This window comes from Microbacterium sp. MMO-35 (assembly GCF_037147555.1).
Classification (GTDB): domain Bacteria; phylum Actinomycetota; class Actinomycetes; order Actinomycetales; family Microbacteriaceae; genus Microbacterium.
In genome coordinates this window covers 165,313-188,483 of record NZ_JBBCVH010000003.1, presented here as the reverse complement: position 1 = coordinate 188,483, position 23,171 = coordinate 165,313, and the positions used below count along the sequence as shown (strand labels likewise).

Genomic DNA, 23,171 nt, shown 5'->3' with positions numbered 1-23,171 from the left:
CTGGCGCCGGCCCCACCCTGGGCTGGTGCCCGGCTTTGGGGTCGGCCCCTCCACGCCGGTCCTGGACCGTCCGTCACGATCGCACAGGATGTCACGATCGGCACAGGCCGTCACGATCAGCACACGACACCCCCGGACTCCTGTGCTGATCGTGACAGGGTGTGCCGATCGTCACACCCCGATCGTCACAGACCACGGAGCGCGGCGAGGATCGCGGCCTGCACCGAAGGCCAGTCGTGCACGACCTGCGCGTAGTCGAACCGGAGGGTGCGGTATCCGAGACGCGCGGCGGCCGCGTCGCGCACGAGATCCCGGTGCCGCTTCACCGGTCCGTCGTGGTTCTCCTTGCCGTCCACTTCGATGATGAGCCGGCCGACCATGAAGTCGACTCTGCCGACCTCGTCGATCTGCACCTGGCAGGCGAGGCGCAGACCGATCGCATGCAGCCTCAGCCGCAGCAGCGATTCGAGTCCGCTGTCGGCATCGGGTCGCGCCAGTTCCGTGAGCCAGCGTGCCGAGGCCGGCAGCGCATCGCGGATCCGCCTCCGCGCCGCCGCCGGCAGAAGCCGTTTCCGCCACGCCGACTCGAAAGCGGCGAAGAACGCCTCGTCCCCGGCGCAGAGGCGCAGGTGCAGCAGGGCGGTCTCGATGCTGGTCTGACCGAGCGGTGGCGAGCCGCGGTAGTAGTGCGGAACGCAGGCGCAGTCCGGGTGCGTGCGGCCATGCCGCCCCGCGCCGAGCCAGACGTGCGGTCCGGTGACCTCGGGCAGCACCCAGATCCCTCGCTCCGTCAGCACGCTCGCGCAGGTGAGCGCGCCACCGTGCGCGACCGCGGCACGGACATCGGGAGCGATCGGACCGACGGCGAACACGCCGTCCCTCAGGCGGTCGACCGTTCCGGCGCGCACGGCTCGGGAGAGCGTCGTCCGCGTGAAGCCGAGGCGCTGCAGTTCCGGACCAGGGGCGATGCCGCCCCGGCGGCGGATCGTATCGATCAGAGAAAGCATGCTACGAGGGTGGCGAACTCCGTCGTCCCCGGGGCGGTGGTCACAGGATCTGTGCACAACCCTCGATGACCGTCGGCTGTGGAGGACGATCGGCGGGCACCTCGACTGACACGATCAGCACATGATGCGACGATCGGCACACGAAAGCGCCAGATCCGTGCGCTGATCGTGACAGGGTGTGCTGATCGTGACGGCTTGGCGGGATCCACGCCCCCGCGCGCACCCCGCCCGCCCAGGCCCCGCACGCCCACGCCCCGCACGCCCACGCCCCGCCCGTCCCACGCCGCGGCCCCCGCGGCCCGCGCGCCCCACGCGCCCCGAGCGCCGGCCCCGCTACACCGGGATGACCGCGTGCGCGACGGCGAAGATCGCGAGTCCGGCGAGCGCTCCGACGACCGTGCCGTTCAGCCGGATGTACTGCAGGTCTCGGCCGACCATGAGCTCGATCTTCTCCGTGGTCTCGGCGGGATCCCACCGCTCCACGGTGTCGGTGATGATCGAGGCGATGTCGTGCCGGTAGCGGTCGACGAGGAACACGGCGGCGTCGGTGACCCAGCCGTCCACCCGCCGCTGCAAGGGCTCCTCGGTGGCGAGGCGGCCCCCGAGCTCGGCGAGCGCCGCCGCGGCCCGACGGCGCAGGCCGCTCTCCGGATCCGCGAGTGCCGACAGCAGTCCGGTCTTCGCCGCGTTCCAAGCCTCTGCCGCCAGCGCCCCGACGCGGGGGCTGTCGAACACGGCGGCCTTGGCGTTCTCGAGGCGCGCCCGAGTGCCGGCGTCGTGCTGCAGGTTGTCCGCGAGGCGGGCGAGGTAGCCGTCCAGCGCGAGCCGGGCCGGGTGGCGCGGATCCGCCTGCACGGCCCGCACGAACCGCACGGCTTCGTTGTAGGCGGCCTCGTCCACGAACCGGTGCGCGAGTCGCGGCACCCACCCCGGCAGCCGGCGCGAGAGCAGCCCCTGGAACGCCGCCGCGTTGCCGTCCAGCCAGGTCGCGATGCTGTCGACGGCGAGGTCGACCGCCCCGCGATGGGCGTCCGCCTCGACGATCCGCTGCAGCCAGGCGCCCGCCGGCGTGCCCCACTCCGGTTCCACGAGGTGCTCGCGCGCGAGCTCGGCGATCACGCTCTGCACATCGTCGTCGCTCAGGGCGCGCAGGACGGCGGAGGCGATCGTGGATCCCTCGCTGGAGACCCGCTCGGCGTGGGCGGGATCTCCCAGCCAGGATCCGAGCCGCGCGGCGATCGAGGTCTCGGAGAGCTTCGTGCGCACGACCTCGGCGGAGAGGAAATTGGTCTCGACGAACTCGCCGAGCGTGCGTCCGATCTCGTCCTTGCGGTTGGGGATGATCGCGGTGTGCGGGATCGGCAGCCCGAGCGGACGGCGGAACAGCGCCGTCACGGCGAACCAGTCGGCGAGGGCGCCCACCATGCCGCCCTCCGCGGCGGCGCGCACGTACTCGAGCCACGGATAGCGGGCCTGCAGCCAGAACGCCAGCACGAAGGCGACGGCCATGATCCCGAGCGCGGCGAGGGCGACGGCCTTCATCCGGCGCAGGGCGCGGAGGCGCTCCTGATCGGCGGGGGACAGCAGTGCTTCACGGGCGTGCGCCATGGGGCCATCCTTCCATCCCGGGGGCCGGAGCGGCCGTAGCGTGCACGACGGGCCGAGTGTGCGATCGATGCAGACGGCGCCTGTGGCGCGTGAAGCCGGCGGGCATGCAGGCGGGAGAGGGACGACGGCCGGCGGGTACGGCGACAGGAGACGGGAGAGGGACGACAGCCGGCGGGCGCGGCGACAGGTGACGGCGGGGGAAGAGGGATCCGTCCCCAAACGGATCCCTCTCGCAAGCGCCCCAGCGCGATCGGCTGCGGCGTCGGAGGTCCGACGCCCGCATCCGGCGACCACCGCACGGCGCTCCCGGCGCACGGCGTCCCGCGCCGGCGACCCGGGAGGCGGCCGTTTCGTGCGGGTATCACGAACGGCCGGCGGATGTACGTGTCGTCGGCTCAAGGATCCCGCATTCCGGCCTCGTGCGCGTGGTGGATCCGGCGTATTCCTGCGCCGGGGTCAGCGGATCCGGCGGCCGATACGGTGGAGGCGTGCTTCGTGAACAGCGCCTCGAGGTGGTCCTGAGGGCGGTCGTGACGGTGCGCCCGTCCGAGGACCCGCTCCTCCGGCGCGCCCTCGCCGACGCCGTCCCCGGCGACGAGGCGTTCGTCGCGGCGCTGCGCGCCTTCGTCGATCTCTGCGCGGGCCAGGGCACGGACGGCGAGGCGGCTGCCGTGGCGCTGGATGCCGTGGATCCCTCCGACGTCGACGCCCTCGCCCTCGCCAGGGCGGTGGCGGGCTGGGCGCGGGCGGCGTGGCCCGCCGTGGCGCGCGTGCATCGTGATCCGCTGCAGGACGCCGCGGCGGATCCGCGACCGCTCGGCCGGCGGATGCGGCGCCCGCTGGAGCTGCTGCTGATCGAGGCGGCGCTGGGCTGCTCGCGCCTCGATCTGGCGGCGGAGTTCGCGGCGCACTGCGACCCGGATGACCCCGTCGGCTTCGACGGGCCGGACGATCCGGTGCGCGCGCTGCTCCGCTGCATCCTGGCGCGCGTGCGACTGTTCGGCGGGGACGTGGTCGCGGCTGAGGCCTTCGCGCGCGCCGCCGAGAGGACGCCGGGTCTGCCTCCGCTGATGCACGCGTTCGCGGCGGCCTGCGTCGCGCTCGTCGACAGCAATGCCGATCAGCGCGCGGCGATGCGCGAGGCGCTGCGCGAGCTCGCGACGGTCGATGCACCGCCGACGCACCTGCTGGTCAGCGGCATCCATGTGATCGGCGCGTACGCCGCGAATGCGCAGAACGACGTGCGCACCGCGGCGCGTTTCGTGCTGCGCGCCGGCGTCGACGCCCGGCTCTCCAACCTCCGTGTCGTCGATCGCGCGCTCTGCGGGGAGATCCTCGTGCGCGCGGCGCTGGACGATCGGGACCTCGACGCGGCCCGGGCGTGGCACGAGGAGCTGTCGGTGCTCGTGGACCACCCGATCGCCGACACGGTGATGGATCGCATCGCGAGCCGCATCGCCCACGCCGAGGGCGACGATGCGCGGGCGGCCGCGCTCGCCGAGCGCAGCGTGGCGCGTGCGATCGACCGGCGCCGCGTCGTGGAGGCCACCGAGGGGGAGATCCTCGCCGCCCGTGCCCGCATCGCCGCGGGGGAGGTGGCCGAGTCGGTGCGCCGGCTGACCGCGGTGGTCGAGGCGAGCGAGGGCGCCGGTCGCGACGTGGTGCGGGCGATGGCCGCCCGCGAGCTGCGGCGCACCGGGCGCCGCCTGCCGCCGGATCGGCGCCGCGCCTGGAACGGGCTCAGCGACCGGGAGCGGGAGGTCGCGGTGCTGCTCGCGCGCGGCGACTCCAACGCGGACATCGCCGCGGCGCTGTTCATCTCACCGCACACGGTGCGCGGTCATGTCTCGCGGATCCTGTTCGCCTTCGGAACGCCCACCCGCGCCGGCGTCGCGAGCGCGCTCGCCGGGACGGGGGATCCGGCCGGCGCAGCGCCGCCGTCCGGCACGGCGGCGCTCACCCCGCGGCAGCGCCAGGTCGCGGAGCTCGTCGCCTCGGGCGCCTCCAACCGCGAGATCGCGACCCTGCTCGGGATCGGCGAGTTCACGGTCGAGAAGCACGTCGGGGCGATCCTGCAGCGCTGGGACATCGCCTCCCGGGCGGCGATCGGCGCCATTCTGCTCCGCGACGGTCCGCCGGACGGACGGTAGCCTCGTCTTCGTGATCGAAGACATCAAGAAGCGCGCTCTGCACCGCACCAGCATTCTCGAGGGTCAGCTCCGCGGCGTCGCGAAGATGATCGAGAACGAGGACTACTGCATGGACATCATCACGCAGTCCCGTGCGATCCAGCGCTCCCTGGAATCGCTGAACCGGCTCCTCATCGAGAACCACCTGCGCACGCACGTCGCCCACATGTTCGACGAGGGCGGCGCCCAGCGCGAGCAGGCGATCGACGAGCTGTTGAAGGCGTTCGACTTCCAGGGGAAGTAGCTCGCCCGAAACACACTCGAAACACGCATTTTCGTTGGAGATGACCTCACTGACAACGAATATCGTCGCAAATATCTGAGATTCCTTCGTTTTCCTCTGTACCGACCTCAGATCCTGTGACAGACTCTCTGCAGCGAATTACTCGATGTGGAGGTTCCATGAGCAGTCCTGTGCCCGTACCTGCTCAGAGCACGACCGACGCGCCGACCGGCGGGGTCGAGATCTCTGGTGTCACCAAGTACTACGGCGATGCGACCGCCGTCGACCGGCTGTCGCTGTCCATCCGTCCCGGGGAGTTCCTCTCCCTGCTGGGCCCGTCGGGGTGCGGCAAGACCACGACGCTGCGCATGATCGCCGGCTTCGAGCACCCGGACGAGGGCGACATCCGCCTGAGCGGCCGCAGCGTCCTCGGCCTTCCCCCGCACAAGCGGGAGGTCAACACGGTCTTCCAGGCCTATGCTCTGTTCCCGCACATGACCGTCGCGGAGAACGTCGCCTACGGGTTGCAGCAGCGCAAGGTGCCCAAGGCCGAGCAGCGCGAGCGCGTGGCCGAGGCGCTCGACATGGTGCAGCTGCGCCGCTTCGCCGACCGCAAGCCCACCCAGCTCAGCGGCGGGCAGCAGCAGCGCATCGCGCTCTCCCGCGCCCTGATCAACCGCCCGTCCGTGCTGCTGCTGGACGAGCCGCTCGCGGCACTGGACCGCCAGCTCCGCGAGGAGATGCAGCTCGAGCTGAAGCTGCTGCAGTCGCGGCTCGGCACCACGTTCGTCTTCGTCACGCACGACCAGGCCGAGGCCCTGTCGATGAGCGACCGGATCGCGGTGATGCGCGCCGGCCGCATCGAGCAGCTGGCCGCCCCCGCCGACATCTACGCCGAGCCGGCCTCCGCCTATGTGGCGTCGTTCATCGGCCAGCAGAACTTCCTGCACGGCACCGTCCTCGGCGGCGGCGACGCGGTCGACACCTTCGCCGGGGCCGTGCACGGCCGCTGGGGCGGGGAGCAGGGGCAGCCCGGATCCACCGCGGTCGCCGCGATCCGTCCCGAGTTCCTGCGGCTCGCGCCGGCCGGCACCGCCGACGGGCCCGGTGTCGACGGCACGGTGCTCGGGGTCTCCCACCTCGGCGAGACCCTGCAGGTCGCGGTCGACGTGGGCCGCGAGCAGGCGTTCCTCGTGCGGATCCCGGCGCCGGGGGCGCCCTCGGTCGCCGTCGGCGATGCGGTGCGCTGCACCTGGAGTCCTGCCGACGTGCGCATCTTCATCGGCGACGGCATCCCCGAGACCGCGACGCACGTGATCGCGCTCCCGAAGGAGGCCGCCTGATGGCGTACGGCGGGATCCCCGACCGCCCGCCGGTCCGGGTGCTCGCGAACACGGCCTCGGCGCGGAAGATCCGCACCGAGCTGACCCGGCGGGGGTTCCTCGCCACCGCGATCGCCGCCTCGGGCGCGGTGCTCTTCACGGCGTGCGCCCCCGGCAAGGCCTCCGCCGCCTCGAGCGCGCACGGCGGGCCGCTCGAGGACAAGCTCTCGATCTACACGTGGAGCGACTACGACGCCCCGGAGGTGCTCACCGCCTTCACGAAGAAGAAGGGGCCGAAGGTCGTCGTCGACGCCTTCAACTCCAACGAGGAGCTGATCGCCAAGCTCGTCGCGGCGCGCGGCACCTCGGGCTACGACATCGTCGTGCCGAGCGGTCTGTTCATCCTGCCGATGGCGGAGAACGGACTGCTGGAGAAGCTCAACCTCGATCTCATCCCGAACTTCGCGACGATGAACCCGAGCTTCATCCATCGTTCCTTCGACCCGAAGAACGAGTACTCGATCTGCAAGGCCTGGGGGACGACGGGCTTCGTCTACGACAGGACCGTGATCAAGCGCGAGCTCACGAGCTGGGCCGACTTCATCGACGCCGCGCAGAAGGAGGCCTCGGGCCGGACCGCGGTGCTGGACGATCCGGCGCCCCTGTGCGGCATCTACTTCTGGTCGCACGACATCGACTGGAACACCACCGAGAAGAAGCACCTCGACGCCTGCGAGACGTTCATGACGAAGGAACTCGCGCCGCACATCACCACCTTCGACTCGGCGCCCGGCGGGCAGATCATCCCGCAGGCCTCGGCCGCGCTCGTGCAGTCGTACAGCGGCGATGCGCGCACCGGGATCTCCCAGTCGAAGAACCCCGACCGCTGGCAGTGGGTGCTCGGCGGTCCGGCGACGGAGCTGTGGATGGACAACTGGGCGATCGCGAAGGGTGCTCCGCACCCCGAGGCGGCGCACGCCTTCATCGACTTCATCATCGCGCCGGATGTGCAGCTCGCCCAGGTCGACTACATCGGCTACGACACGGGCGTGCAGGGCACGCAGCAGAAGGCCGAGGAGGCCGGATTGGAGCGGCTCGACATGGTGTACTTCGACGACGCGCAGGTGCAGACGATGCACGAGCAGAAGTTCACGAGCGCCCAGGAGCGGATCGTGGCGATCTGGAACGCGACGAAGGCGGCCGCCGGTGCATAAGCTCAGGATCCGCTTCGGTCTGGCCCTGCCCGCCTGGGTGTGGCTGCTCGTCTTCTTCGTCGTGCCGATCGGGGTCGTCGTCTGGTACAGCTTCGGCTACAAGCCGAGCATCTTCGCGACCAACGCGAACGACAAGCTGTCCTTCGACCGCTACATCGAGGCGCTCTCGCCCACGTTCTTCGCGACCTTCCAGAACACGCTCTGGGTGGGCGTCGCGGGCACGGTCCTGTGCCTGCTGATCGGCGCCCCCGTCGCGTACTGGATCGCCGTGAAGTGCGCGCCGAGCCGCCGGGGCATGTTCCTCGCGCTGGTGATGGTGCCGTTCTGGACCAACTTCCTGGTGCGCACGATCGGCTGGCAGATCATCCTCGCCCCGGAGGGGTGGCTCTCGCACGCCCTGCAGTTCCTGGGGGTGATCCCCGGTCCACTCGGAGTGCTGAACACCCGCGGGGCGGTGCTCCTCGGCGTGGTCTACAACTACCTGCCGCTGATGATCCTGCCGCTGTTCGTCGCGTTCGACCGTGTGAGCGGACCGCTCCGCGAGGCCAGCAAGGATCTCGGCGCCGGCAGCTGGAAGACGTTCCTCCGGGTCACCGTCCCGCTCGCGCAGCCCGGCATCATCGCCGGAGTGCTGCTGGTCTACATCCCGCTCATGGGCGACTACATCACGGCCACGGTGCTGGGCGGAGCGAAGGGCAACATGGTGGGTCAGATCGTGGCCAGCCAGTTCCAGACCGCGCAGAACTGGGCGCTCGGCTCCGCGATGGCGGTGCTGCTCATCCTCACCATCGCGCTGTCGATCGGGGTCGCGGCCGCGATCGGCTGGCTCGTGACGATCCCGATCCGCCGCAGCTACCGCCTGACGCTCGAGGAGGCACGATGACCGTCGTCGCAGAACGACCCGCCGAGCAGGCGGACCCCTCGCCGTCCGCACGTGCAGCGGCCGGCGCGCGCACCCGGGCGCCGCGCAACGTCAGCCGCTGGCTGCTGCCGCTGTGGGCGACGCTCGTGTTCGTCTTCCTCTTCCTGCCGATCGCCGTCGTGATCGTGTACTCGTTCAACGTCGGCCGCCTGCTCATCTCGTGGGACCACTTCGGGTTCGACTCGTTCGCGGCGATCGTCACCAAGCCCGCGGTGCGCGACGCGGTGCTCGTGTCGCTGCGCACCGGTCTCATCGCGGCCGTGCTCGCGACCGCCCTCGGCACGCTCGCCGGCATCGCGATGGCGCGCACCCCAGGCAAGTGGGTGCCCTGGTTCCTCGCGCTGCTGCTGCTCATCTCGGTCACCCCCGAGATCGTGGACGCGGTCGCGCTGCTGCCGTGGGTCGTGTTCCTCGGCCAGGATCTGGGGATGTCGATCTTCAACGACGGAACGGTGCGCCTCGTGATCGGCCAGTCCCTGTTCTCGATCGCGATCGTGTCGTACATCGTGCGGGCGCGCCTGGTCGGACTGGACGCGAAGCTCGAGGAGGCGTCGGCGGATCTCTACGCCAGGCCGCTCACCACCTTCTTCAAGGTGACCCTGCCGCTGGCGATGCCGGCCGTGCTCGCCGGCTTCCTGCTCTCGTTCACGCTGGGCCTGGACAACACCATCGTCTCCGCGTTCGTCCAGGTCTCCGGCACGACGCCGTGGCCGGTGTACGTGCTGAGCGCGCTGCGCAGCGGCCTGCGTCCGGAGATCGCCGCGGTGTCGACGATCATGCTCGTGCTGACGCTCGGCGCGCTCGCGCTCGTCGCCCTGGTGCTCAAGCGCGCCGGCGACTCGGCGGCCGACATCGCCCGGACGATGGCCGGCGGCTGAGGCGGATCCGAAGCTCCTGTCGCAGAAGATGCCGCTCTGAGACCCCCGGAGCGGCATCTTCTGCGACGGGAACGGACCTTCTGCGACGGGAACGGATCCGGTCCCCGCGACCGGGCCTGGAGGGACGAACCGGGAGGCAATACGCTCGGCTGCGTGGACGCCCCCCGACCTCGCCGCCCTCCGCGGCGGCCTGCTCGCCTTCTGCTATCAGATGCTGGGCTCGCCGTTCGACGCCGAGGACGCGGTGCAGGACGCGCTCGAGCGGGCCTGGCGCAGCCGGGCCTCGTACCGGCCCGACCGCGCCGCCCTGTCCACCTGGGTGTACCGGATCGCGCGCAACGTGTGCGTCGACCGGCTCCGGGAGAGCCCGCGGCGCCCGCTGCCCCGCGACCTCACCGCCGCGGGGATCGACGTCAGGGCGCCGCTGGTCCCGGCGCTCGACGTCCCGTGGCTGATGCCCGCGCCGACCGGCTGGTGGGCGGACTCCGAGCCCGAGCGCGCGGTCGCCGAGGCATCCGGGGTGCGGCTCGCGGTGACCCTCGTGCTGCAGGCGCTGCCGCCGAAGCAGCGCGGCGTGTTCATCCTGCGCGAGGTGCTGGGGCACTCGGCGGCGGAGACCGCGGAGATCCTCGAGACAGACGACCGTGCCGGCGGTGAACTCCGGGCTGCAGCGCGCCAAGGCCGCGGTCGCCGAGCGCGCGGCGCGTCCTGCGCCGTTGCGGCGGGAGACGGTCGAGGGGTACGCGCGAGCGATCGAGCACGCCGACGTCGCGGCCCTCGCCGCTCTCGTCGCCGATGACGTCCTGTTCGAGATGCCGCCCGTGCCGCACTGGTCGATCGGGCGCGAGACGTATGCCGCCTTCATGGCGCACCTGTTCGCATGGCAGGGGTCGCGCTGGGCGACCCGGCCGATCTCCGCCAACGGGCAGCACGGGATCCTGCTGCTGCGCGTCGATGAGGAGGGCGCCCGCCCGCACACGGTGCAGCTGTTCGAGGCCGATGCCTCGGGGGAGCGGATCGGGCACGTGCTGGTGTACCGCGACGACGCGCTGTTCGCGCTGTTCGAGCGGGACGGAGCCGTCACCGACGCCGCCGGGGGATCGGATCCGCCCGGCACCGATGAGTTCGACCCCGCTCGCGCGTAGACCCTGGTGACGCCCTCCGCGGCCCATGCGCGGGGCGGGACAAGGAGCACGACATGGCACGCATCATCGTGGCGCAGTTCATCACCCTCGACGGGGTCGTGGAGGACCCGGACGGTTCCGGCGGCACGCCGTTCGGCGGGTGGTGCTTCCGGCACGGGCCCGCGGCGATCTCGGGGGACAAGTTCCACTACGGATCGATCCTGCAGACCGGGATCTTCCTCTTCGGTCGCCGCACCTGGGAGGCGTTCGCGGCGATGTGGCCGGCGCGGGAGGATACCGATGCGTTCGCCCGGGCGCTGAACGCCGCCGACAAGGCGGTCGTGACCGCAGGGGACGTCGACCTGAGCCGGTGGCGGAACTCCCGGAGGGTCGCGGCGGATCCGATCGGCTGGGCCCGCGAGACCGCCGCCGAGCGCGATGTCGTCCTGATCGGCAGCGGATCTCTCGTCGAGCGCTTCGTCGAGGCCGGCGTGGTCGACGAGTATCGGCTGCGCGTGTTCCCGACCGCGACGGGCGCGGGCCGTCGGCTGTTCCCCGACGGCGCGGCACTCGATCTCGTCAGCGTCGAGCAGGTCGGACCCACGAGCCTCGTGATCGCGACCCCGTCCGTCCGGGGTCGTTGAGCGAGCACGGCCGCAGGCCGAGCGAGACGAAACGCGGCGCCCTCGCAGGACACCGCGTTTCGTCTCGGTCGGCTTCGCCGTCCTCGCTCGACCACCCCGGGGGTCAGAGAACGTTCTCGGCCTCCGTGAGCACTCCGCGCAGGATCCCGGTGATCTCGCGGAACTCCGCCGGGCCGATCGTGAGCGGCGGGGCGAGCTGGATCACGGGGTCGCCGCGGTCGTCCGCGCGGCAGTACAGCCCCGCCTCGTAGAGGGCGCCGGAGAGGAACCCGCGCAGCAGGCGCTCGGACTCGTCGTCGTCGAAGGTCTCCCGGGTCGTCTTGTCCTTGACGAGCTCGATCCCGAAGAAGTAGCCGTCGCCGCGCACGTCGCCGACGAGCGGAAGGTCGAGCAGCGTCTCGAGCTCCGCGCGGAACAGCGGAGAGTTCTCGCGCACGCGCTCGTTGAGCTTCTCCTCCTCGAAGATGTTGAGGTTCTCCAGGGCGACGGCGGCGGAGACCGGGTGCCCGCCGAACGTGTAGCCGTGCGGGAACGACAGATCGCCGTGCGCGAAGGGCTCGTAGATCCGGTCGCTCACGATCGCGGCTCCCAGAGGGGAGTAGCCGCTCGTGATGCCCTTGGCGCAGGTGATGATGTCGGGCACGTAGCCGTAGGCGTCGCACGCGAACATCTGCCCGATCCGGCCGAAGGCGCAGATCACCTCGTCGGAGACGAGCAGCACGTCGTAGCGGTCGCAGATCTCGCGCACCCGCTGGAAGTAGCCGGGAGGGGGCGGGAAGCAGCCGCCGGAGTTCTGCACCGGCTCGAGGAAGACGGCCGCGACCGTGTCCGGACCCTCGAACTGGATCATCTCCTCGATCCGGTCGGCGGCCCAGACTCCGAAGGCCTCGGGATCCGTCGGGGCGCCCATCTCGGCCGCACGGTAGATGTTCGTGTTCGGGACGCGGAACCCGCCCGGCGTGACGGGCTCGAACATCGCCTTCATCGCGGGGATGCCGGTGATCGCGAGGGCGCCCTGCGTCGTGCCGTGGTAGGCGATCGAGCGCGAGATGACCTTGTGCTTGGTCGGCTTGCCCCGCAGCTTCCAGTAGTGCTTGGCGAGCTTGAAGGCGGTCTCCACGGCCTCGCCGCCGCCCGACGTGAAGAAGACGCGGTTCAGGTCGCCCGGCGCGTAGCCGGCGAGGCGGTCGGCGAGCTCGATCGCCGCCGGGTGCGCGTACGACCACAGCGGGAAGAAGGCGAGCTGCTCGGCCTGCTTCGCGGCGGCCTCGGCCAGCCGCTTGCGGCCGTGGCCGGCGTTGACGACGAAGAGGCCGGCGAGCCCGTCGATGTACTGCTTGCCGGTGTCGTCCCAGATGTGGTGTCCCTCGCCTCGGACGATGATCGGCACGCCGGTGCGGTCCATCGTGGACTGCCGGGTGAAGTGCATCCAGAGGTGATCGTGTGCTTTCTGTTGCAGATCGGCGCTCATGCTCCGATCTTGTCACTCGAAATCAAAAATGACAACAGAAATCGAAGGTGCGGATGCCTGGATTCTGCGGATTCCGAGGTTGCGTGCGAAGGGTGGGGGGGAGAGGTCGCGCGTCGACCGCGCTCAGGGAGCCGATCCTGTGTAGTACTATCACTACTCCAGGGAACCGAGGTGCATGATGTTCAGCATGACCGCGCGCGAGTTCAACCAATCCGTCGCCCGGGCGCAGCGCATCGCGGACAAGGAGCCGGTGCTCGTCACCAAGCACTCGCAGCCGGCCTACGTGCTGCTGAGCATCGAGGAGTACGAGCGGCTGCGACCATCCGCTCCGGCGTCGATGCTCGACCTGCTCGCGATGGCGCCGGAGGGTGAAGGGGATGACGGAGAGTTCGATCGCATCATCGACGAGATCGTCGCAGACCGGAAGAAGGACATCGGTCGTCCACCGCTGGAGTTGTGAAGGATGTACCTCGTCGACACCAATGCGCTCTCGGAGGCGCGGCGGACAGGATCCTTGGGTGAGCGTTCGCGTCGCTGGATGAGCTCCGTCGCACCGGGGTCGCTGTTCATCAGCGTGGTCTCGGACTACGAGCTGGAGCTCGGCGCGTTGACGCTGGAGCGGAGAGATCCTCGTCAAGCACACGCGTTGCGCGGATGGATCGACGGCATCCGTCTCGAACTCGGAGCGCGGATACTCCCTGTCACGCCGGAGATCGCTCGGATCTGCGCCGGCATCAACGTGCCGGACCGGCGTCCCTGGGCGGACTCGCTGATCGCCGCGACGGCGCTCCATCATGGTCTGACGGTGGTCACCCGGAACGAGAAGGACTTCGATGTTCCGGGGCTGGCCGTGATCAATCCCTTCTCGGGGTGACCGTGGCCTGACCCGCTCAGGGGAGCGGGACGACCTCGGTGTCCGGCATCGGCGCGGCGTCGCGACCGCGCAGATCCGGGAAGTACCGCACGAACACCACGGAGACGATCAGGGCCACGGCGGCGAAGCAGGTGGCGGCCAGATAGGCGCCGGCGGGGCTGTGCAGGCTGTCGATGAGGAAGCCGGCGATCGCGGATCCGGCGGCGGCGCCGATCAGCTGCCCGGTGCCGGCCCAGCCGAACGCCTCCGCCGTCTCGGAGAACTTCACGCTCGCCGAGGTGATCGCGAACAGCACCGCGAGCGCCGGGGCGATGCCGATCCCGGCGGCGAGCAGCGTGCCGCCGAGCCAGAACACGTTGAGGGAGATCATCGTGAGCGCGAGACCCACGGTGACGATCGTGAGGCGCCGGGCCATCGCCCACGGCCCCATCGGCACGCGACCCGAGGCCAGGCCGCCGACGAGGCTTCCCACCGAGAACACGGCGAGCACGAGTCCCGCCTCCAGACCCCCGTGGTCGAAGGTCTTCACGACGCCGGCCTCGACCGCCGCGCACGCCCCGATGAGGAGGAACCCGGTGACGGTCGCCAGCAGCACGGGGGGCTTCAGCACGACGGCGCCGAACCCGCGACGGCTGCGCGGGATGCGCACCCGCCCGACCTCGGGGGACAGGATGAACCACGCTCCGCCGCCGACGAGCACGGCGGCCACGAGCAGCAGCCCCTGCACGGTCCCGACCTGGGTGGACACGATCGTGATGACCACCGGCGCGACGATCCAGATGATCTCCTGCAGCGAGGCGTCCAGCGAGAACAGCGGCGTCAGCTGCGACGAGTTCACCAGCTTGGGGTAGATCGTGCGCGCCGCGGACTGGATCGGCGGCGTGGACAGCCCTGCGACCATGCCGAGCACCACGAGGCCGGCCAGGGGGAGGGCGGTGAAGAACGCCAGTCCGAGGAACGCGAGCACGCAGACCGACAGCGTCAGCGTGAGCACGGGGCGCATGCCCCAGCGGCCCATCCAGCGGCTCGTGACGGGCCCCGACACGGCCTGGCCGATCGACGACGCGGCGAGCACGAGGCCGGCCGCGCCGTAGGAGCCGGTGGCGTGCTGCACGTGCAGCAGGATCGCGAGGCTCGCCATTCCGTTCGGGAACCGCGCGGTCAGCTGTGCGGCGATGATGCGTCCGACTCCCGGTACGCGCAGAAGCTCCTTGTATCCCGATCCGGCCACGGATCAACGGTACAGGGCGGGGACCGGATCAGTCCGCCTCGGCGAACTCCTTCGCGGCCGCCTCGACCTCGGAGTCGCTGGGCACTCGCGGCGCGTAGTCGCGGGCGCGGACGTGGGCGAGGAATTCGGCGTCCGGCGCGACGCCGTACGTCCTCACGTAGTACGTGACCGGTCCGGTCCAGAGGAACTCGCCGTCGGTCCTGGCCGTGAGCGGGACGACCGGAGCATCGTCTGCCAGCACGTCCACGCCGCGCATGGTCGTGTGCGCGACCACCGCTCCGGCCTCGAGGTACGTCGCGACGCGCGACGCCTCCTCGGGGCTCAGGCGCTCGTCGTTCAAGGAGGGGCGCTGCCCGGGCGGGAGGCTCCCGGCTTCAGCGAAGACCGAAACCTGCTTCATCATGCGTTCTCACTCTCCGTTCGGCTGGAAGCTCGTCCACGAGCCGTTGTGCGGCTTGACCGGCTTACCGGTCACGGGATCGACGTCCGTCACGAACGGCGTTCCGTGGGACGACGACCACACGGGCTTCGTCGGTGCGGTCACCTCGACGTTCAGATGGTTCGACAGCTGCTGTGCGAAGCCGTCGGAGTCGGCACCGGTGCTGCACGAGAACAAGCGTATCGGCGTCGTGCCGTCCCAATCGGTGTGCTTCCTGACGTGCGCGGCGAAGTCCTCGGCGGTCAGCATGGACCCGTCGGCGCCCTGCACGGCGCTCGGCGAACCGTGCAGGTCCAGCACGTACTCGCCGGGGTAGCGGGGGACGTCGCCGGCGAACGGCCGGTCGTCCTCCGGCAGGAAGTGCCAGCCGCCCTCCGTCTTCTCGCCCTTGCGCAGCTTGCGGTCCTTCCACCAGCCGCGGGCGACCGCGTCGTCCACCTGATCGAGATCGGCCACCTCGCGCGCGACGGTGTCGAGATGGTCGACCATGTTGTCGGCGAGGTGGTGCAGCCTGAGCTGTGCGTGACCCATCCCGTGCAGGACGGCCTGCCGCAGTTCGCGGATCACCGGTTTGATCGACATCCCGCCCCCTCTCGATCGTGACGCGGGCCCTCGGCTGGAGGCCCGGGTTCACGCTATGCGGAGGCGGCCGCGGGGGGGGGGGGGGGGGGGCGCCCCCCCCCCCCCCCCCCCCCCCCCCCACCCCCCCCGGCGGACCCCTCCGTGCGACACGCCGACGACACGCCGAGGGGCGAATTCCACAGGCTGGGGAATGTCCGAAGCCCCGCCTAGCGTCGGATCTGTGGAGGGATCCGATCCGGGGCTTCCGGAGCCGCGGGAAATCGCGGATCGAAGGCCCCGGGACGACGCCTCCGACTGTGGACAAAGTCGTGGAGAACCTGTGTCGAAGCGGTGGAATACGGTGGAAAACTACACAGTTGTAACTACTAGCCCTTGTGGTCGACCCGAATGTCCGCACCTATATGTAGTATTGAACTCCCGGCAGGGCCACCTGCTCGAAAGCCGGGTTCTGAGGGGAAGAAGAGGCGCAACACATGTCCATCACGGTCTACACCAAGCCCTCCTGCGTGCAGTGCAACGCGACCTACCGCGCACTCGACGCGAAGGGCATCGAGTACGAGGTGCACGACGTCTCCGAGGACGCCGCGGCGCTCGAGCACGTGAAGTCGCTCGGCTACCTGCAGGCGCCCGTCGTGGTCACCGACGAGGACCACTGGTCGGGGTTCCGTCCCGACAAGATCGACGAACTCGCCGCTCGCCTGGCGTAACCACGGAGGAGGCGATCTCATGAACGCCGCCACCGCGACCGCCGCGCCGCTGCTGGTCTACTTCTCGAGCATCTCGGGCAACACCGCCCGGTTCATCGAGAAGCTGGGCCTCGAGGCGCGACGGATCCCGCTGCACAGCACGGAGGAGCCGCTCGTCGTCGATGAGCCGTTCGTGCTGGTCACTCCGACCTACGGCGGGGGACAGGGGCGCGGCGTCGAGAAGGGCGCCGTGCCCAAGCAGGTCATCCGGTTCCTCAACGACGAGCGCAACCGGCGACACATCCGCGGAGTGATCTCCGCAGGCAACACCAACTTCGGCGACGCGTTCTGCGCCGCCGGTGACATCATCAGCCGCAAGTGCCAGGTGCCCCACTTGTATCGGCTCGAGATCTACGGCACACAGGACGACGTCGATCGCGTGAGCGACGGATTGGAACGATGGTGGAAGCAGCAGCAGCAGTGAAGGCCGAGGCCGACTACAAGGCGAACCAGGCGTACGAGGGGCTCGACTACCACGCCCTGAACGCGATGCTGAACCTGTACGACGCGAACGGGCAGATCCAGTTCGGCGCCGACAAGCGCGCGGCCCGCGAGTACTTCCTGCAGCACGTCAACCAGAACACGGTGTTCTTCCACTCGCTCAAGGAGCGCCTCGACTACCTCGTCGAGAAGGAGTACTACGAGGGCGCCGTCCTGGACAAGTACTCGTTCGACTTCATCAAGGAGCTCAACGAGTTCGCCTACTCGAAGAAGTTCCGCTTCGAGACCTTCCTCGGTGCGTTCAAGTACTACACGAGCTACACGCTCAAGACCTTCGACGGCAAGCGCTACCTGGAGCGCTTCGAGGACCGCGTCGTGATGACCGCTCTCGCGCTCGCCGACGGCGACGAGGGCGTGGCGAAGAACCTCGTCGAGGAGATCATCTCCGGCCGCTTCCAGCCGGCCACTCCGACGTTCCTCAACGCCGGCAAGGCGCAGCGCGGCGAGCTCGTCAGCTGCTTCCTGCTGCGCATCGAGGACAACATGGAGTCGATCGCCCGCGGCATCAACTCCGCCCTGCAGCTCTCCAAGCGCGGCGGCGGCGTGGCGCTGCTGCTGAGCAACATCCGTGAGTCCGGCGCGCCGATCAAGCAGATCGAGAACCAGTCCTCGGGCATCATCCCCGTCATGAAGCTGCTCGAAGACAGCTTCTCCTACGCCAACCAGCTCGGCGCGCGCCAGGGCGCCGGCGCGGTGTACCTGAACGCGCACCACCCCGACATCATGCGGTTCCTCGACACCAAGCGCGAGAACGCCGACGAGAAGATCCGAATCAAGACGCTCTCGCTCGGCGTCGTCGTGCCGGACATCACGTTCGAGCTCGCCAAGAACGGCGAGGATATGTACCTCTTCTCGCCGTACGACGTGGAGCGCGTCTACGGCGTGCCGTTCGGCGACATCTCAGTCACCGAGAAGTACCGCGAGATGGTCGACGACCCGCGCATCAAGAAGACGAAGATCAACGCGCGCGAGTTCTTCCAGACGATCGCCGAGATCCAGTTTGAGTCGGGCTACCCGTACATCATGTTCGAGGACACGGTGAACAAAGCCAACCCGGTCAAGGGCCGGATCAACATGTCCAACCTGTGCAGCGAGATCCTGCAGGTCAACACCCCGACGACGTACAACGAGGACCTCTCGTACGCGCAGATCGGCAAGGACATCTCCTGCAACCTCGGCTCGATGAACATCGCGCTCGCGATGGACGGCGGCGACCTGGGCGCGACCGTGGAGACCGCGATCCGCGGCCTCACCGCGGTGAGCAACCAGAGCCACATCGCCTCGGTGCGCTCGATCGAGGACGGCAACGACCGTTCCCACGCGATCGGCCTCGGTCAGATGAACCTGCACGGCTACCTCGCCCGCGAGCACGTCTTCTACGGGTCCGAAGAGGGCATCGACTTCACGAACATCTACTTCTACACGGTGCTGTTCCACGCGCTGCGTGCGTCGAACAAGCTCGCGATCGAGCGAGGGACGGCCTTCGACGGCTTCGAGGACTCGACCTACGCGTCCGGCGCGTTCTTCGACAAGTACATCGACCAGGAATGGGCGCCCGCGACGGAGAAGGTCGTCGAGCTGTTCGCCGGCCACCACATCCCGACGCAGGCCGACTGGGCCGAGCTGAAGGAGTCCATCCAGAAGCACGGCATCTACAACCAGAACCTGCAGGCCGTGCCGCCGACCGGATCCATCTCGTACATCAACAACTCGACGAGCTCGATCCACCCGATCGCGTCGAAGATCGAGATCCGCAAGGAGGGCAAGCTCGGCCGCGTCTACTACCCGGCGGCGTTCATGACGAACGACAACCTGGAGTACTACGAAGACGCGTACGAGATCGGCTACGAGAAGGTCATCGACACGTACGCCGCGGCCACGCAGCACGTCGACCAGGGCCTGTCGCTCACGCTGTTCTTCAAGGACACGGCGACCACGCGCGACATCAACAAGGCGCAGATCTACGCCTGGCGCAAGGGCATCAAGACGATCTACTACATCCGCCTGCGTCAGATGGCGCTCGAGGGCACGGACATGGCCGAGTGCGTCAGCTGCATGCTGTGACGCTCTGATCAGCCACTCTTCTGAAGGATTGACATGACTCCCGAACCGCTCAAGCTGGTCGACCGCGTGCAGGCGATCAACTGGAACCGCATCCAGGACGATAAGGACCTCGAGGTCTGGAACCGTCTGGTGAACAACTTCTGGCTGCCCGAGAAGGTGCCGCTGTCGAACGACATCCAGTCGTGGAACACGCTCACCGCCGAGGAGCAGACCCTCACCATGCGCGTGTTCACCGGTCTGACGCTACTCGACACGATCCAGGGCACCGTCGGCGCCGTGTCGCTCATCCCCGATGCGATCACCCCGCACGAGGAGGCCGTCTACACGAACATCGCGTTCATGGAGTCGGTGCACGCGAAGAGCTACTCCTCGATCTTCTCGACGCTGTGCTCGACGAAGGAGATCGACGAGGCGTTCCGCTGGTCCGTGGAGAACCCGAACCTTCAGAAGAAGGCTCAGATCGTCATGGACTACTACCGCGGAGACGAGCCGCTCAAGCGCAAGGTCGCGTCGACCCTGCTGGAGAGCTTCCTGTTCTACTCGGGCTTCTACCTGCCGATGCACTGGTCGTCGCGGGCGAAGCTCACCAACACGGCCGACCTCATCCGCCTCATCATCCGCGACGAGGCCGTGCACGGCTACTACATCGGCTACAAGTACCAGCGCGGTCTCGAGACGCTCGACCAGGCGAAGAAGGACGAGCTCAAGGACTACACGTTCTCGCTGCTGTACGAGCTCTACGACAACGAGGTGCAGTACACGCAGGACCTGTACGACGAGGTCGGCCTCACCGAGGACGTCAAGCGCTTCCTGCACTACAACGCGAACAAGGCGCTCATGAACCTCGGCTACGAGGCGATGTTCCCGGCGACCGTGACGAACGTGAACCCGGCGATCCTGTCGGCGCTCTCGCCCAACGCGGACGAGAACCACGACTTCTTCTCGGGATCCGGATCCTCCTACGTCATCGGCAAGGCCGAGGCCACCGAGGACGAGGACTGGGACTTCTGAGTCGCTGACTCACCCGGGGCCCGAAAGGGCTGATGAGAGGCTTGGACCTGCGGATTTCTGCAGGTCCAGGCCTCTTTCGTGTCTTGCACAAATCGAGGGCGGTCGGAAGGACCGGCGGAGCCCGGTCCGCTCAGGTGTTCAGCTGGCGTTCGGAGAGCTGGTCGAGAGCGGCGACGATCCGGCTGATCACGGATGCGGCCACCTGCGCCTGCTTCTCGTCGATCTCATTGATCGCGGCGACCAGCTCGGCATGATGGGCGCCGACGGCGGAATCGACATGCTGGACGGCCGCGGCGGTGGCGCGCAGGTAGCGGGCGCGCCGGTCCGTGGGGTGGTCGACCCGTTCGACGTAGCCCTTCCGCACGAGCCGGTCGACGACGTTCGTGATGTTCGCGCTGGAGGTGTCGAGCATGGTGAGGAGATCCTTCGGACCCAGATCCCTGCCGTCCCGCTGCGCCTGGACGAGATAGCGCAGCGCCCGGAGATCCAGGTTCGACAGTCCCGAGGCGCTCAGGGCGCGGGTCTCCTGGATGTGCTCCGCGCGGCGCAGGCGCAGCAGCGCGAGCGTCAGCTCGCGGCCCGCGGCCGTGCCGGCCTGCTCGGCGTAGAGATGCTCCTGCTCATGTCGGATGATCGTCTGCGGCATCTTCTCCTCCTGAGGTCTCCACCCGGCTCACTGCTCACCGGTGATCGCGTCGCGGGCCGCTTCGAACTCCGCATAGGAGCCGAGAAGGCGATGTGCGGAGTCCATGGCGACGAATCCCGATCCCCGAGCCTCGATCGTCCCGAGGAACTCGCCCGTGCGGTTGCCTGCCCAGAAGCCGCTCTCCACCTGGACCCAGACGGCCTCGTGGGCCGGATTCGTCCGGACGGGAACCGTGACGGCCATCGTCATGATCACTCCTCATGATAAACCCGCAGAACTATCTGACTCAGTTGTCTACACAGTTGCTCGTCTACACAGTTGCTGCGAGGTGCAGCGGCTGTGCGATCCTGCTCCGCGGCGGCCCGCCCCGAGAACGGGAGGGGCCGCCGCGGCAGTGCTGGCGGGGCGTCGTCCCCTTCGACTACGCCCGCTTGCCTCGCCCGACGATGAGGCCGTAGACGAGCAGGACCACGATCGATCCCACGATCGCCAGCAGCCAGGTCTGCAGCGAGAAGAAGTCCTGGAGCGGCGCGTTGAACAGAGCGCTTCCGAGCCAGCCGCCGAGCAGCGCTCCCACCACTCCGAGGAGCAGCGTGGCGATCCAGCCGCCTCCCTGCTTACCGGGGAGGATCGCCTTCGCGATCGCTCCGGCGATCAGGCCCAACAGAAGAAACCCGAGAAATCCCATCGTCCTACTCCTTCAATCGTCGATCTGAGTCGTGAATCGAATGCCGATCAGTTGCCCAGGGCGTCCTTGACTGCGTCCTTGGCCTTCTCCGCGGCCTGCTTGACATCGCCCTTCGCCTGGGTCGCCTTGCCCTCGGCCACCTTGGCGTCGTCGCCGGTCACCTTCCCGATGACCTCCTCGACCTTGCCCTTCACCTTGTCGACTCCGGCGGACAGCTTGTCTTCAGCGCTCATGTCTTCTCCGTTTCGATAAGAAACACTCGCTAGATAGTTCAGTGAGTGGCATAACTTTTATAACACCAACCAGGTTGTGGATGCAACGCGTGTGCGGAGGTCAGTCGCGAGAGCGGCGTTGAGCGAAGAGCGGCCGGGCGTGTCAGCCGTTGCGCAGGCGGCCCCTGGTAGCGTCGCGGGAACGCCCACGACAGGAGCCCCGTGACCGACGACCCGACCCTCGGCCTGACCCTCAGCGGCGGCGGCGCCTACGGTGCCGCGCAGGCCGGCGTACTGCAGGTGCTCGCCGAGCGGGGGATCCGTCCCGGGATCGTCGCGGGGACGAGCGCCGGTGCGCTCATCGGCGCCGCCTATGCGGCCGGGATGGATGCGGACACCATCGAGCAGGCTGTGCGCCGGTTCCGCTGGAGCGAGATCGCGCGCTGGTCGTTCCGGCCGCGCTGGGGTCTGCTGGACACGCATGCGGTGACCGACGCGGTGCACGGGGTCCTCGGCCGCGATCCTCTGATCGAGGAGCTGCCGCGACGCTTCGGCGCCTATGCGACGGATCTGCGCACCCGCCGCGGCGTGATCCTCGACCGGGGGCCGCTCAGCACCGCCCTGCGCTCGACCATCGCCGTGCCGGGCGTGCTGCCGCCGGTGCGCCGTGATGGCGCCCTGCTCGCTGACGGCGGGATGATCGACAACGTTCCCGATGCCGTGACGCGCGCGCTCGGCGCGGAGCGCACGATCGTGGTGCGGCTGCACGCCAAGTGGGAGAACGTGCGCATGATGCGCACCGTCACGGCCACCGCGGATCTCGTCGCGGACCCCACGGTGCTCCTGATCCAGCCCGAGATGGAGCGCATGGCGCAGTGGGTGATGAAGGACGTGCCGCGCCTCATCGCCGAAGGCCGCCGCGCCGCGGAGTCCGCGCTCGATACCGCGGACCAGGAGGGGCGCCTGCTCTCCGCCGCCTAGGCGGGAGGCGCGCGGCGGCGGACTCGGGATCGGGCTCGCGCCTCAGGGCGGGCGCGCCCGCCGGGGGCACGCGCCTCAGGATGACTCGACGGTCTCCTTCAGCGTCTGCAGCAGCTGCTCCCACATCTCCTGGGCATGCCGAGCGGCCTCTGCCGAGGAGTTGTTGCTCTGCGACAGCACCACGCGCGTCGTCGAGCCGTCGCCAGAGAGCGCGAACTCCAGGATGTGGTGGTTCTCGGGTTCATCCGGCTGTCCGCTCAGAGGGCTGAAATGCGTGAGCCGCAGCTGGCGCGGCGGATCGAAGACGAGGATCTCGCCCCTGTCCTGGTAGGGGGTGCCCTTCCAGACGCCGTCCCAGGTGATGGGGGATCCCGGCTGCCAGGTGGTCCGCACGGTGGCGCCGAACCACAATTCCGGCAGCCGATCGGGATCAGCGAGCACCTCCCAGACCTGTTCGGCCCGTGCGGTGACCGCGACCTCGGCGGTCGCGACGTGATCTGCCTGTGTCATCTCGCGCTCCCTGAACGTGTCACGTCGAGTATGCGCCGTGACCCGGCGGGCGTCCAGCATGGAGCACATCCGGGGTAAGAGGTT

Annotated in this window: 26 protein-coding genes and 1 pseudogene; 16 read left to right on the top strand and 11 right to left on the bottom strand. The window is 69.2% G+C overall.

Annotation, left to right across the window (positions count from 1 at the left end):
- Positions 1 to 185: 185 nt before the first annotated feature.
- Both WFJ01_RS07760 and WFJ01_RS07755 read right to left on the bottom strand, forming a co-directional pair.
- Complete coding sequence (locus tag WFJ01_RS07760; protein ID WP_336628720.1) at positions 186 to 1,007, bottom strand: type IV toxin-antitoxin system AbiEi family antitoxin domain-containing protein; 822 nt, start codon at positions 1,005 to 1,007, stop codon at positions 186 to 188.
- Positions 1,008 to 1,340: 333 nt separating this feature from the next.
- Positions 1,341 to 2,615 (bottom strand): DUF445 domain-containing protein, encoded by a 1,275-nt coding sequence (locus WFJ01_RS07755; RefSeq protein ID WP_336628719.1) that lies wholly within the window; start codon positions 2,613 to 2,615, stop codon positions 1,341 to 1,343.
- A 488-nt stretch (positions 2,616 to 3,103) separates the two neighbouring features.
- On the opposite strand from WFJ01_RS07755, the gene WFJ01_RS07750 reads away from it, so the two are divergent.
- The 9 genes and pseudogenes from WFJ01_RS07750 (at position 3,104) to WFJ01_RS07710 (ending at position 11,131) form a co-directional block, all read left to right on the top strand.
- On the top strand, positions 3,104 to 4,765 hold the full coding sequence (locus WFJ01_RS07750; protein ID WP_336628718.1) for a helix-turn-helix transcriptional regulator: 1,662 nt from the start codon (positions 3,104 to 3,106) through the stop codon (positions 4,763 to 4,765).
- 10 nt (positions 4,766 to 4,775) lie between these two features.
- On the top strand, positions 4,776 to 5,048 hold the full coding sequence (locus WFJ01_RS07745; RefSeq protein WP_251446509.1) for a metal-sensitive transcriptional regulator: 273 nt from the start codon (positions 4,776 to 4,778) through the stop codon (positions 5,046 to 5,048).
- A gap of 158 nt (positions 5,049 to 5,206) precedes the next feature.
- Complete coding sequence (locus tag WFJ01_RS07740; protein WP_292884379.1) at positions 5,207 to 6,370, top strand: ABC transporter ATP-binding protein; 1,164 nt, start codon at positions 5,207 to 5,209, stop codon at positions 6,368 to 6,370.
- On the top strand, positions 6,370 to 7,563 hold the full coding sequence (locus WFJ01_RS07735) for a polyamine ABC transporter substrate-binding protein (RefSeq protein WP_251446515.1): 1,194 nt from the start codon (positions 6,370 to 6,372) through the stop codon (positions 7,561 to 7,563). Before WFJ01_RS07740 ends, WFJ01_RS07735 begins: the two co-directional genes overlap by 1 nt.
- Positions 7,556 to 8,446: an ABC transporter permease gene (locus WFJ01_RS07730; RefSeq protein WP_251446518.1), complete on the top strand. Its 891-nt coding sequence runs from the start codon at positions 7,556 to 7,558 to the stop codon at positions 8,444 to 8,446. The genes WFJ01_RS07735 and WFJ01_RS07730 overlap by 8 nt, the downstream gene beginning before the upstream one ends.
- Complete coding sequence (locus WFJ01_RS07725; RefSeq protein ID WP_251446521.1) at positions 8,443 to 9,363, top strand: ABC transporter permease; 921 nt, start codon at positions 8,443 to 8,445, stop codon at positions 9,361 to 9,363. Before WFJ01_RS07730 ends, WFJ01_RS07725 begins: the two co-directional genes overlap by 4 nt.
- Before the next feature lie 211 nt (positions 9,364 to 9,574).
- Positions 9,575 to 9,952 (top strand): annotated as a pseudogene (locus WFJ01_RS07720) (sigma-70 family RNA polymerase sigma factor); the annotation flags it as partial.
- A 55-nt stretch (positions 9,953 to 10,007) separates the two neighbouring features.
- Positions 10,008 to 10,508 carry a nuclear transport factor 2 family protein gene (locus WFJ01_RS07715; RefSeq protein WP_336628717.1) on the top strand — a complete coding sequence of 167 codons (501 nt, stop codon included), beginning with the start codon at positions 10,008 to 10,010 and terminating at the stop codon, positions 10,506 to 10,508.
- A 53-nt stretch (positions 10,509 to 10,561) separates the two neighbouring features.
- Entirely contained in the window at positions 10,562 to 11,131 is a 570-nt protein-coding gene (locus tag WFJ01_RS07710) for a dihydrofolate reductase family protein (RefSeq protein WP_336628716.1), read from the top strand.
- A gap of 103 nt (positions 11,132 to 11,234) precedes the next feature.
- Here WFJ01_RS07710 and WFJ01_RS07705 read toward each other — a convergent pair whose 3' ends face one another.
- On the bottom strand, positions 11,235 to 12,602 hold the full coding sequence (locus WFJ01_RS07705) for an aspartate aminotransferase family protein (protein ID WP_336628715.1): 1,368 nt from the start codon (positions 12,600 to 12,602) through the stop codon (positions 11,235 to 11,237).
- Between the two features lie 187 nt (positions 12,603 to 12,789).
- On the opposite strand from WFJ01_RS07705, the gene WFJ01_RS07700 reads away from it, so the two are divergent.
- Positions 12,790 to 13,062 (top strand): type II toxin-antitoxin system prevent-host-death family antitoxin, encoded by a 273-nt coding sequence (locus WFJ01_RS07700; protein ID WP_251446532.1) that lies wholly within the window; start codon positions 12,790 to 12,792, stop codon positions 13,060 to 13,062.
- Between the two features lie 3 nt (positions 13,063 to 13,065).
- Positions 13,066 to 13,476: a type II toxin-antitoxin system VapC family toxin gene (locus WFJ01_RS07695; RefSeq protein ID WP_292884393.1), complete on the top strand. Its 411-nt coding sequence runs from the start codon at positions 13,066 to 13,068 to the stop codon at positions 13,474 to 13,476.
- Positions 13,477 to 13,492: 16 nt separating this feature from the next.
- On the opposite strand, the gene WFJ01_RS07690 is transcribed toward WFJ01_RS07695, so the two are convergent.
- The 3 genes from WFJ01_RS07690 to WFJ01_RS07680 form a co-directional block, all read right to left on the bottom strand.
- A complete protein-coding gene (locus WFJ01_RS07690) occupies positions 13,493 to 14,656 on the bottom strand; it encodes an MFS transporter (RefSeq protein ID WP_442928045.1) in 1,164 nt (387 codons plus the stop codon).
- A gap of 79 nt (positions 14,657 to 14,735) precedes the next feature.
- Positions 14,736 to 15,110, bottom strand: coding sequence for a hypothetical protein (locus WFJ01_RS07685; protein ID WP_336628713.1), 375 nt, complete (start codon positions 15,108 to 15,110; stop codon positions 14,736 to 14,738).
- A 6-nt stretch (positions 15,111 to 15,116) separates the two neighbouring features.
- A complete protein-coding gene (locus WFJ01_RS07680; protein ID WP_292884399.1) occupies positions 15,117 to 15,728 on the bottom strand; it encodes a hypothetical protein in 612 nt (203 codons plus the stop codon).
- A 473-nt stretch (positions 15,729 to 16,201) separates the two neighbouring features.
- Here WFJ01_RS07680 and nrdH point away from each other — a divergent pair, with 473 nt between their 5' ends.
- From nrdH to nrdF, 4 genes are read left to right on the top strand one after another with little or no spacing between them, the layout of a single operon-like run.
- Positions 16,202 to 16,435: a glutaredoxin-like protein NrdH gene (gene nrdH / locus WFJ01_RS07675; protein ID WP_045251249.1), complete on the top strand. Its 234-nt coding sequence runs from the start codon at positions 16,202 to 16,204 to the stop codon at positions 16,433 to 16,435.
- Positions 16,436 to 16,454: 19 nt separating this feature from the next.
- Entirely contained in the window at positions 16,455 to 16,898 is a 444-nt protein-coding gene (gene nrdI / locus WFJ01_RS07670; RefSeq protein ID WP_251446613.1) for a class Ib ribonucleoside-diphosphate reductase assembly flavoprotein NrdI, read from the top strand.
- On the top strand, positions 16,874 to 19,039 hold the full coding sequence (gene nrdE, locus WFJ01_RS07665; protein ID WP_295034648.1) for a class 1b ribonucleoside-diphosphate reductase subunit alpha: 2,166 nt from the start codon (positions 16,874 to 16,876) through the stop codon (positions 19,037 to 19,039). The genes nrdI and nrdE overlap by 25 nt, the downstream gene beginning before the upstream one ends.
- 33 nt (positions 19,040 to 19,072) lie before the next feature.
- Positions 19,073 to 20,050, top strand: a complete 978-nt coding sequence (gene nrdF / locus WFJ01_RS07660) for a class 1b ribonucleoside-diphosphate reductase subunit beta (protein ID WP_251446618.1) — start codon at positions 19,073 to 19,075, stop codon at positions 20,048 to 20,050.
- A gap of 130 nt (positions 20,051 to 20,180) precedes the next feature.
- Here nrdF and WFJ01_RS07655 read toward each other — a convergent pair whose 3' ends face one another.
- From WFJ01_RS07655 to WFJ01_RS07640, 4 genes are all read right to left on the bottom strand, one after another.
- Positions 20,181 to 20,696 (bottom strand): MarR family winged helix-turn-helix transcriptional regulator, encoded by a 516-nt coding sequence (locus WFJ01_RS07655; protein WP_336628712.1) that lies wholly within the window; start codon positions 20,694 to 20,696, stop codon positions 20,181 to 20,183.
- 27 nt (positions 20,697 to 20,723) lie between these two features.
- On the bottom strand, positions 20,724 to 20,945 hold the full coding sequence (locus WFJ01_RS07650) for a hypothetical protein (RefSeq protein ID WP_292884415.1): 222 nt from the start codon (positions 20,943 to 20,945) through the stop codon (positions 20,724 to 20,726).
- 172 nt (positions 20,946 to 21,117) lie between these two features.
- On the bottom strand, positions 21,118 to 21,384 hold the full coding sequence (locus tag WFJ01_RS07645) for a GlsB/YeaQ/YmgE family stress response membrane protein (RefSeq protein ID WP_292884417.1): 267 nt from the start codon (positions 21,382 to 21,384) through the stop codon (positions 21,118 to 21,120).
- Between the two features lie 47 nt (positions 21,385 to 21,431).
- Positions 21,432 to 21,617, bottom strand: coding sequence for a CsbD family protein (locus WFJ01_RS07640; protein WP_292884419.1), 186 nt, complete (start codon positions 21,615 to 21,617; stop codon positions 21,432 to 21,434).
- A gap of 201 nt (positions 21,618 to 21,818) precedes the next feature.
- Here WFJ01_RS07640 and WFJ01_RS07635 point away from each other — a divergent pair, with 201 nt between their 5' ends.
- On the top strand, positions 21,819 to 22,577 hold the full coding sequence (locus WFJ01_RS07635) for a patatin-like phospholipase family protein (RefSeq protein ID WP_336628711.1): 759 nt from the start codon (positions 21,819 to 21,821) through the stop codon (positions 22,575 to 22,577).
- Between the two features lie 75 nt (positions 22,578 to 22,652).
- Here WFJ01_RS07635 and WFJ01_RS07630 read toward each other — a convergent pair whose 3' ends face one another.
- On the bottom strand, positions 22,653 to 23,087 hold the full coding sequence (locus WFJ01_RS07630) for an SRPBCC family protein (RefSeq protein ID WP_336628710.1): 435 nt from the start codon (positions 23,085 to 23,087) through the stop codon (positions 22,653 to 22,655).
- Positions 23,088 to 23,171 lie beyond the last annotated feature (84 nt).

What these genes read in the sequence shown, in the direction of transcription:
- WFJ01_RS07700 (WP_251446532.1), top strand. Translation starts at nt 12,790, where the DNA reads ATGACCGCGCGCGAGTTCAACCAATCCGTCGCCCGGGCGCAGCGCATC.
- WFJ01_RS07640 (WP_292884419.1), bottom strand. Translation starts at nt 21,617, where the DNA reads ATGAGCGCTGAAGACAAGCTGTCCGCCGGAGTCGACAAGGTGAAGGGC.
- WFJ01_RS07755 (WP_336628719.1), bottom strand. Translation starts at nt 2,615, where the DNA reads ATGGCGCACGCCCGTGAAGCACTGCTGTCCCCCGCCGATCAGGAGCGC.
- WFJ01_RS07705 (WP_336628715.1), bottom strand. Translation starts at nt 12,602, where the DNA reads ATGAGCGCCGATCTGCAACAGAAAGCACACGATCACCTCTGGATGCAC.
- WFJ01_RS07655 (WP_336628712.1), bottom strand. Translation starts at nt 20,696, where the DNA reads ATGCCGCAGACGATCATCCGACATGAGCAGGAGCATCTCTACGCCGAG.
- WFJ01_RS07710 (WP_336628716.1), top strand. Translation starts at nt 10,562, where the DNA reads ATGGCACGCATCATCGTGGCGCAGTTCATCACCCTCGACGGGGTCGTG.
- WFJ01_RS07680 (WP_292884399.1), bottom strand. Translation starts at nt 15,728, where the DNA reads ATGTCGATCAAACCGGTGATCCGCGAACTGCGGCAGGCCGTCCTGCAC.
- nrdH (WP_045251249.1), top strand. Translation starts at nt 16,202, where the DNA reads ATGTCCATCACGGTCTACACCAAGCCCTCCTGCGTGCAGTGCAACGCG.
- WFJ01_RS07685 (WP_336628713.1), bottom strand. Translation starts at nt 15,110, where the DNA reads ATGATGAAGCAGGTTTCGGTCTTCGCTGAAGCCGGGAGCCTCCCGCCC.
- WFJ01_RS07760 (WP_336628720.1), bottom strand. Translation starts at nt 1,007, where the DNA reads ATGCTTTCTCTGATCGATACGATCCGCCGCCGGGGCGGCATCGCCCCT.
- WFJ01_RS07695 (WP_292884393.1), top strand. Translation starts at nt 13,066, where the DNA reads ATGTACCTCGTCGACACCAATGCGCTCTCGGAGGCGCGGCGGACAGGA.
- WFJ01_RS07645 (WP_292884417.1), bottom strand. Translation starts at nt 21,384, where the DNA reads ATGGGATTTCTCGGGTTTCTTCTGTTGGGCCTGATCGCCGGAGCGATC.
- nrdI (WP_251446613.1), top strand. Translation starts at nt 16,455, where the DNA reads ATGAACGCCGCCACCGCGACCGCCGCGCCGCTGCTGGTCTACTTCTCG.
- WFJ01_RS07735 (WP_251446515.1), top strand. Translation starts at nt 6,370, where the DNA reads ATGGCGTACGGCGGGATCCCCGACCGCCCGCCGGTCCGGGTGCTCGCG.
- nrdF (WP_251446618.1), top strand. Translation starts at nt 19,073, where the DNA reads ATGACTCCCGAACCGCTCAAGCTGGTCGACCGCGTGCAGGCGATCAAC.
- nrdE (WP_295034648.1), top strand. Translation starts at nt 16,874, where the DNA reads ATGGTGGAAGCAGCAGCAGCAGTGAAGGCCGAGGCCGACTACAAGGCG.
- WFJ01_RS07630 (WP_336628710.1), bottom strand. Translation starts at nt 23,087, where the DNA reads ATGACACAGGCAGATCACGTCGCGACCGCCGAGGTCGCGGTCACCGCA.
- WFJ01_RS07725 (WP_251446521.1), top strand. Translation starts at nt 8,443, where the DNA reads ATGACCGTCGTCGCAGAACGACCCGCCGAGCAGGCGGACCCCTCGCCG.
- WFJ01_RS07740 (WP_292884379.1), top strand. Translation starts at nt 5,207, where the DNA reads ATGAGCAGTCCTGTGCCCGTACCTGCTCAGAGCACGACCGACGCGCCG.
- WFJ01_RS07650 (WP_292884415.1), bottom strand. Translation starts at nt 20,945, where the DNA reads ATGACGATGGCCGTCACGGTTCCCGTCCGGACGAATCCGGCCCACGAG.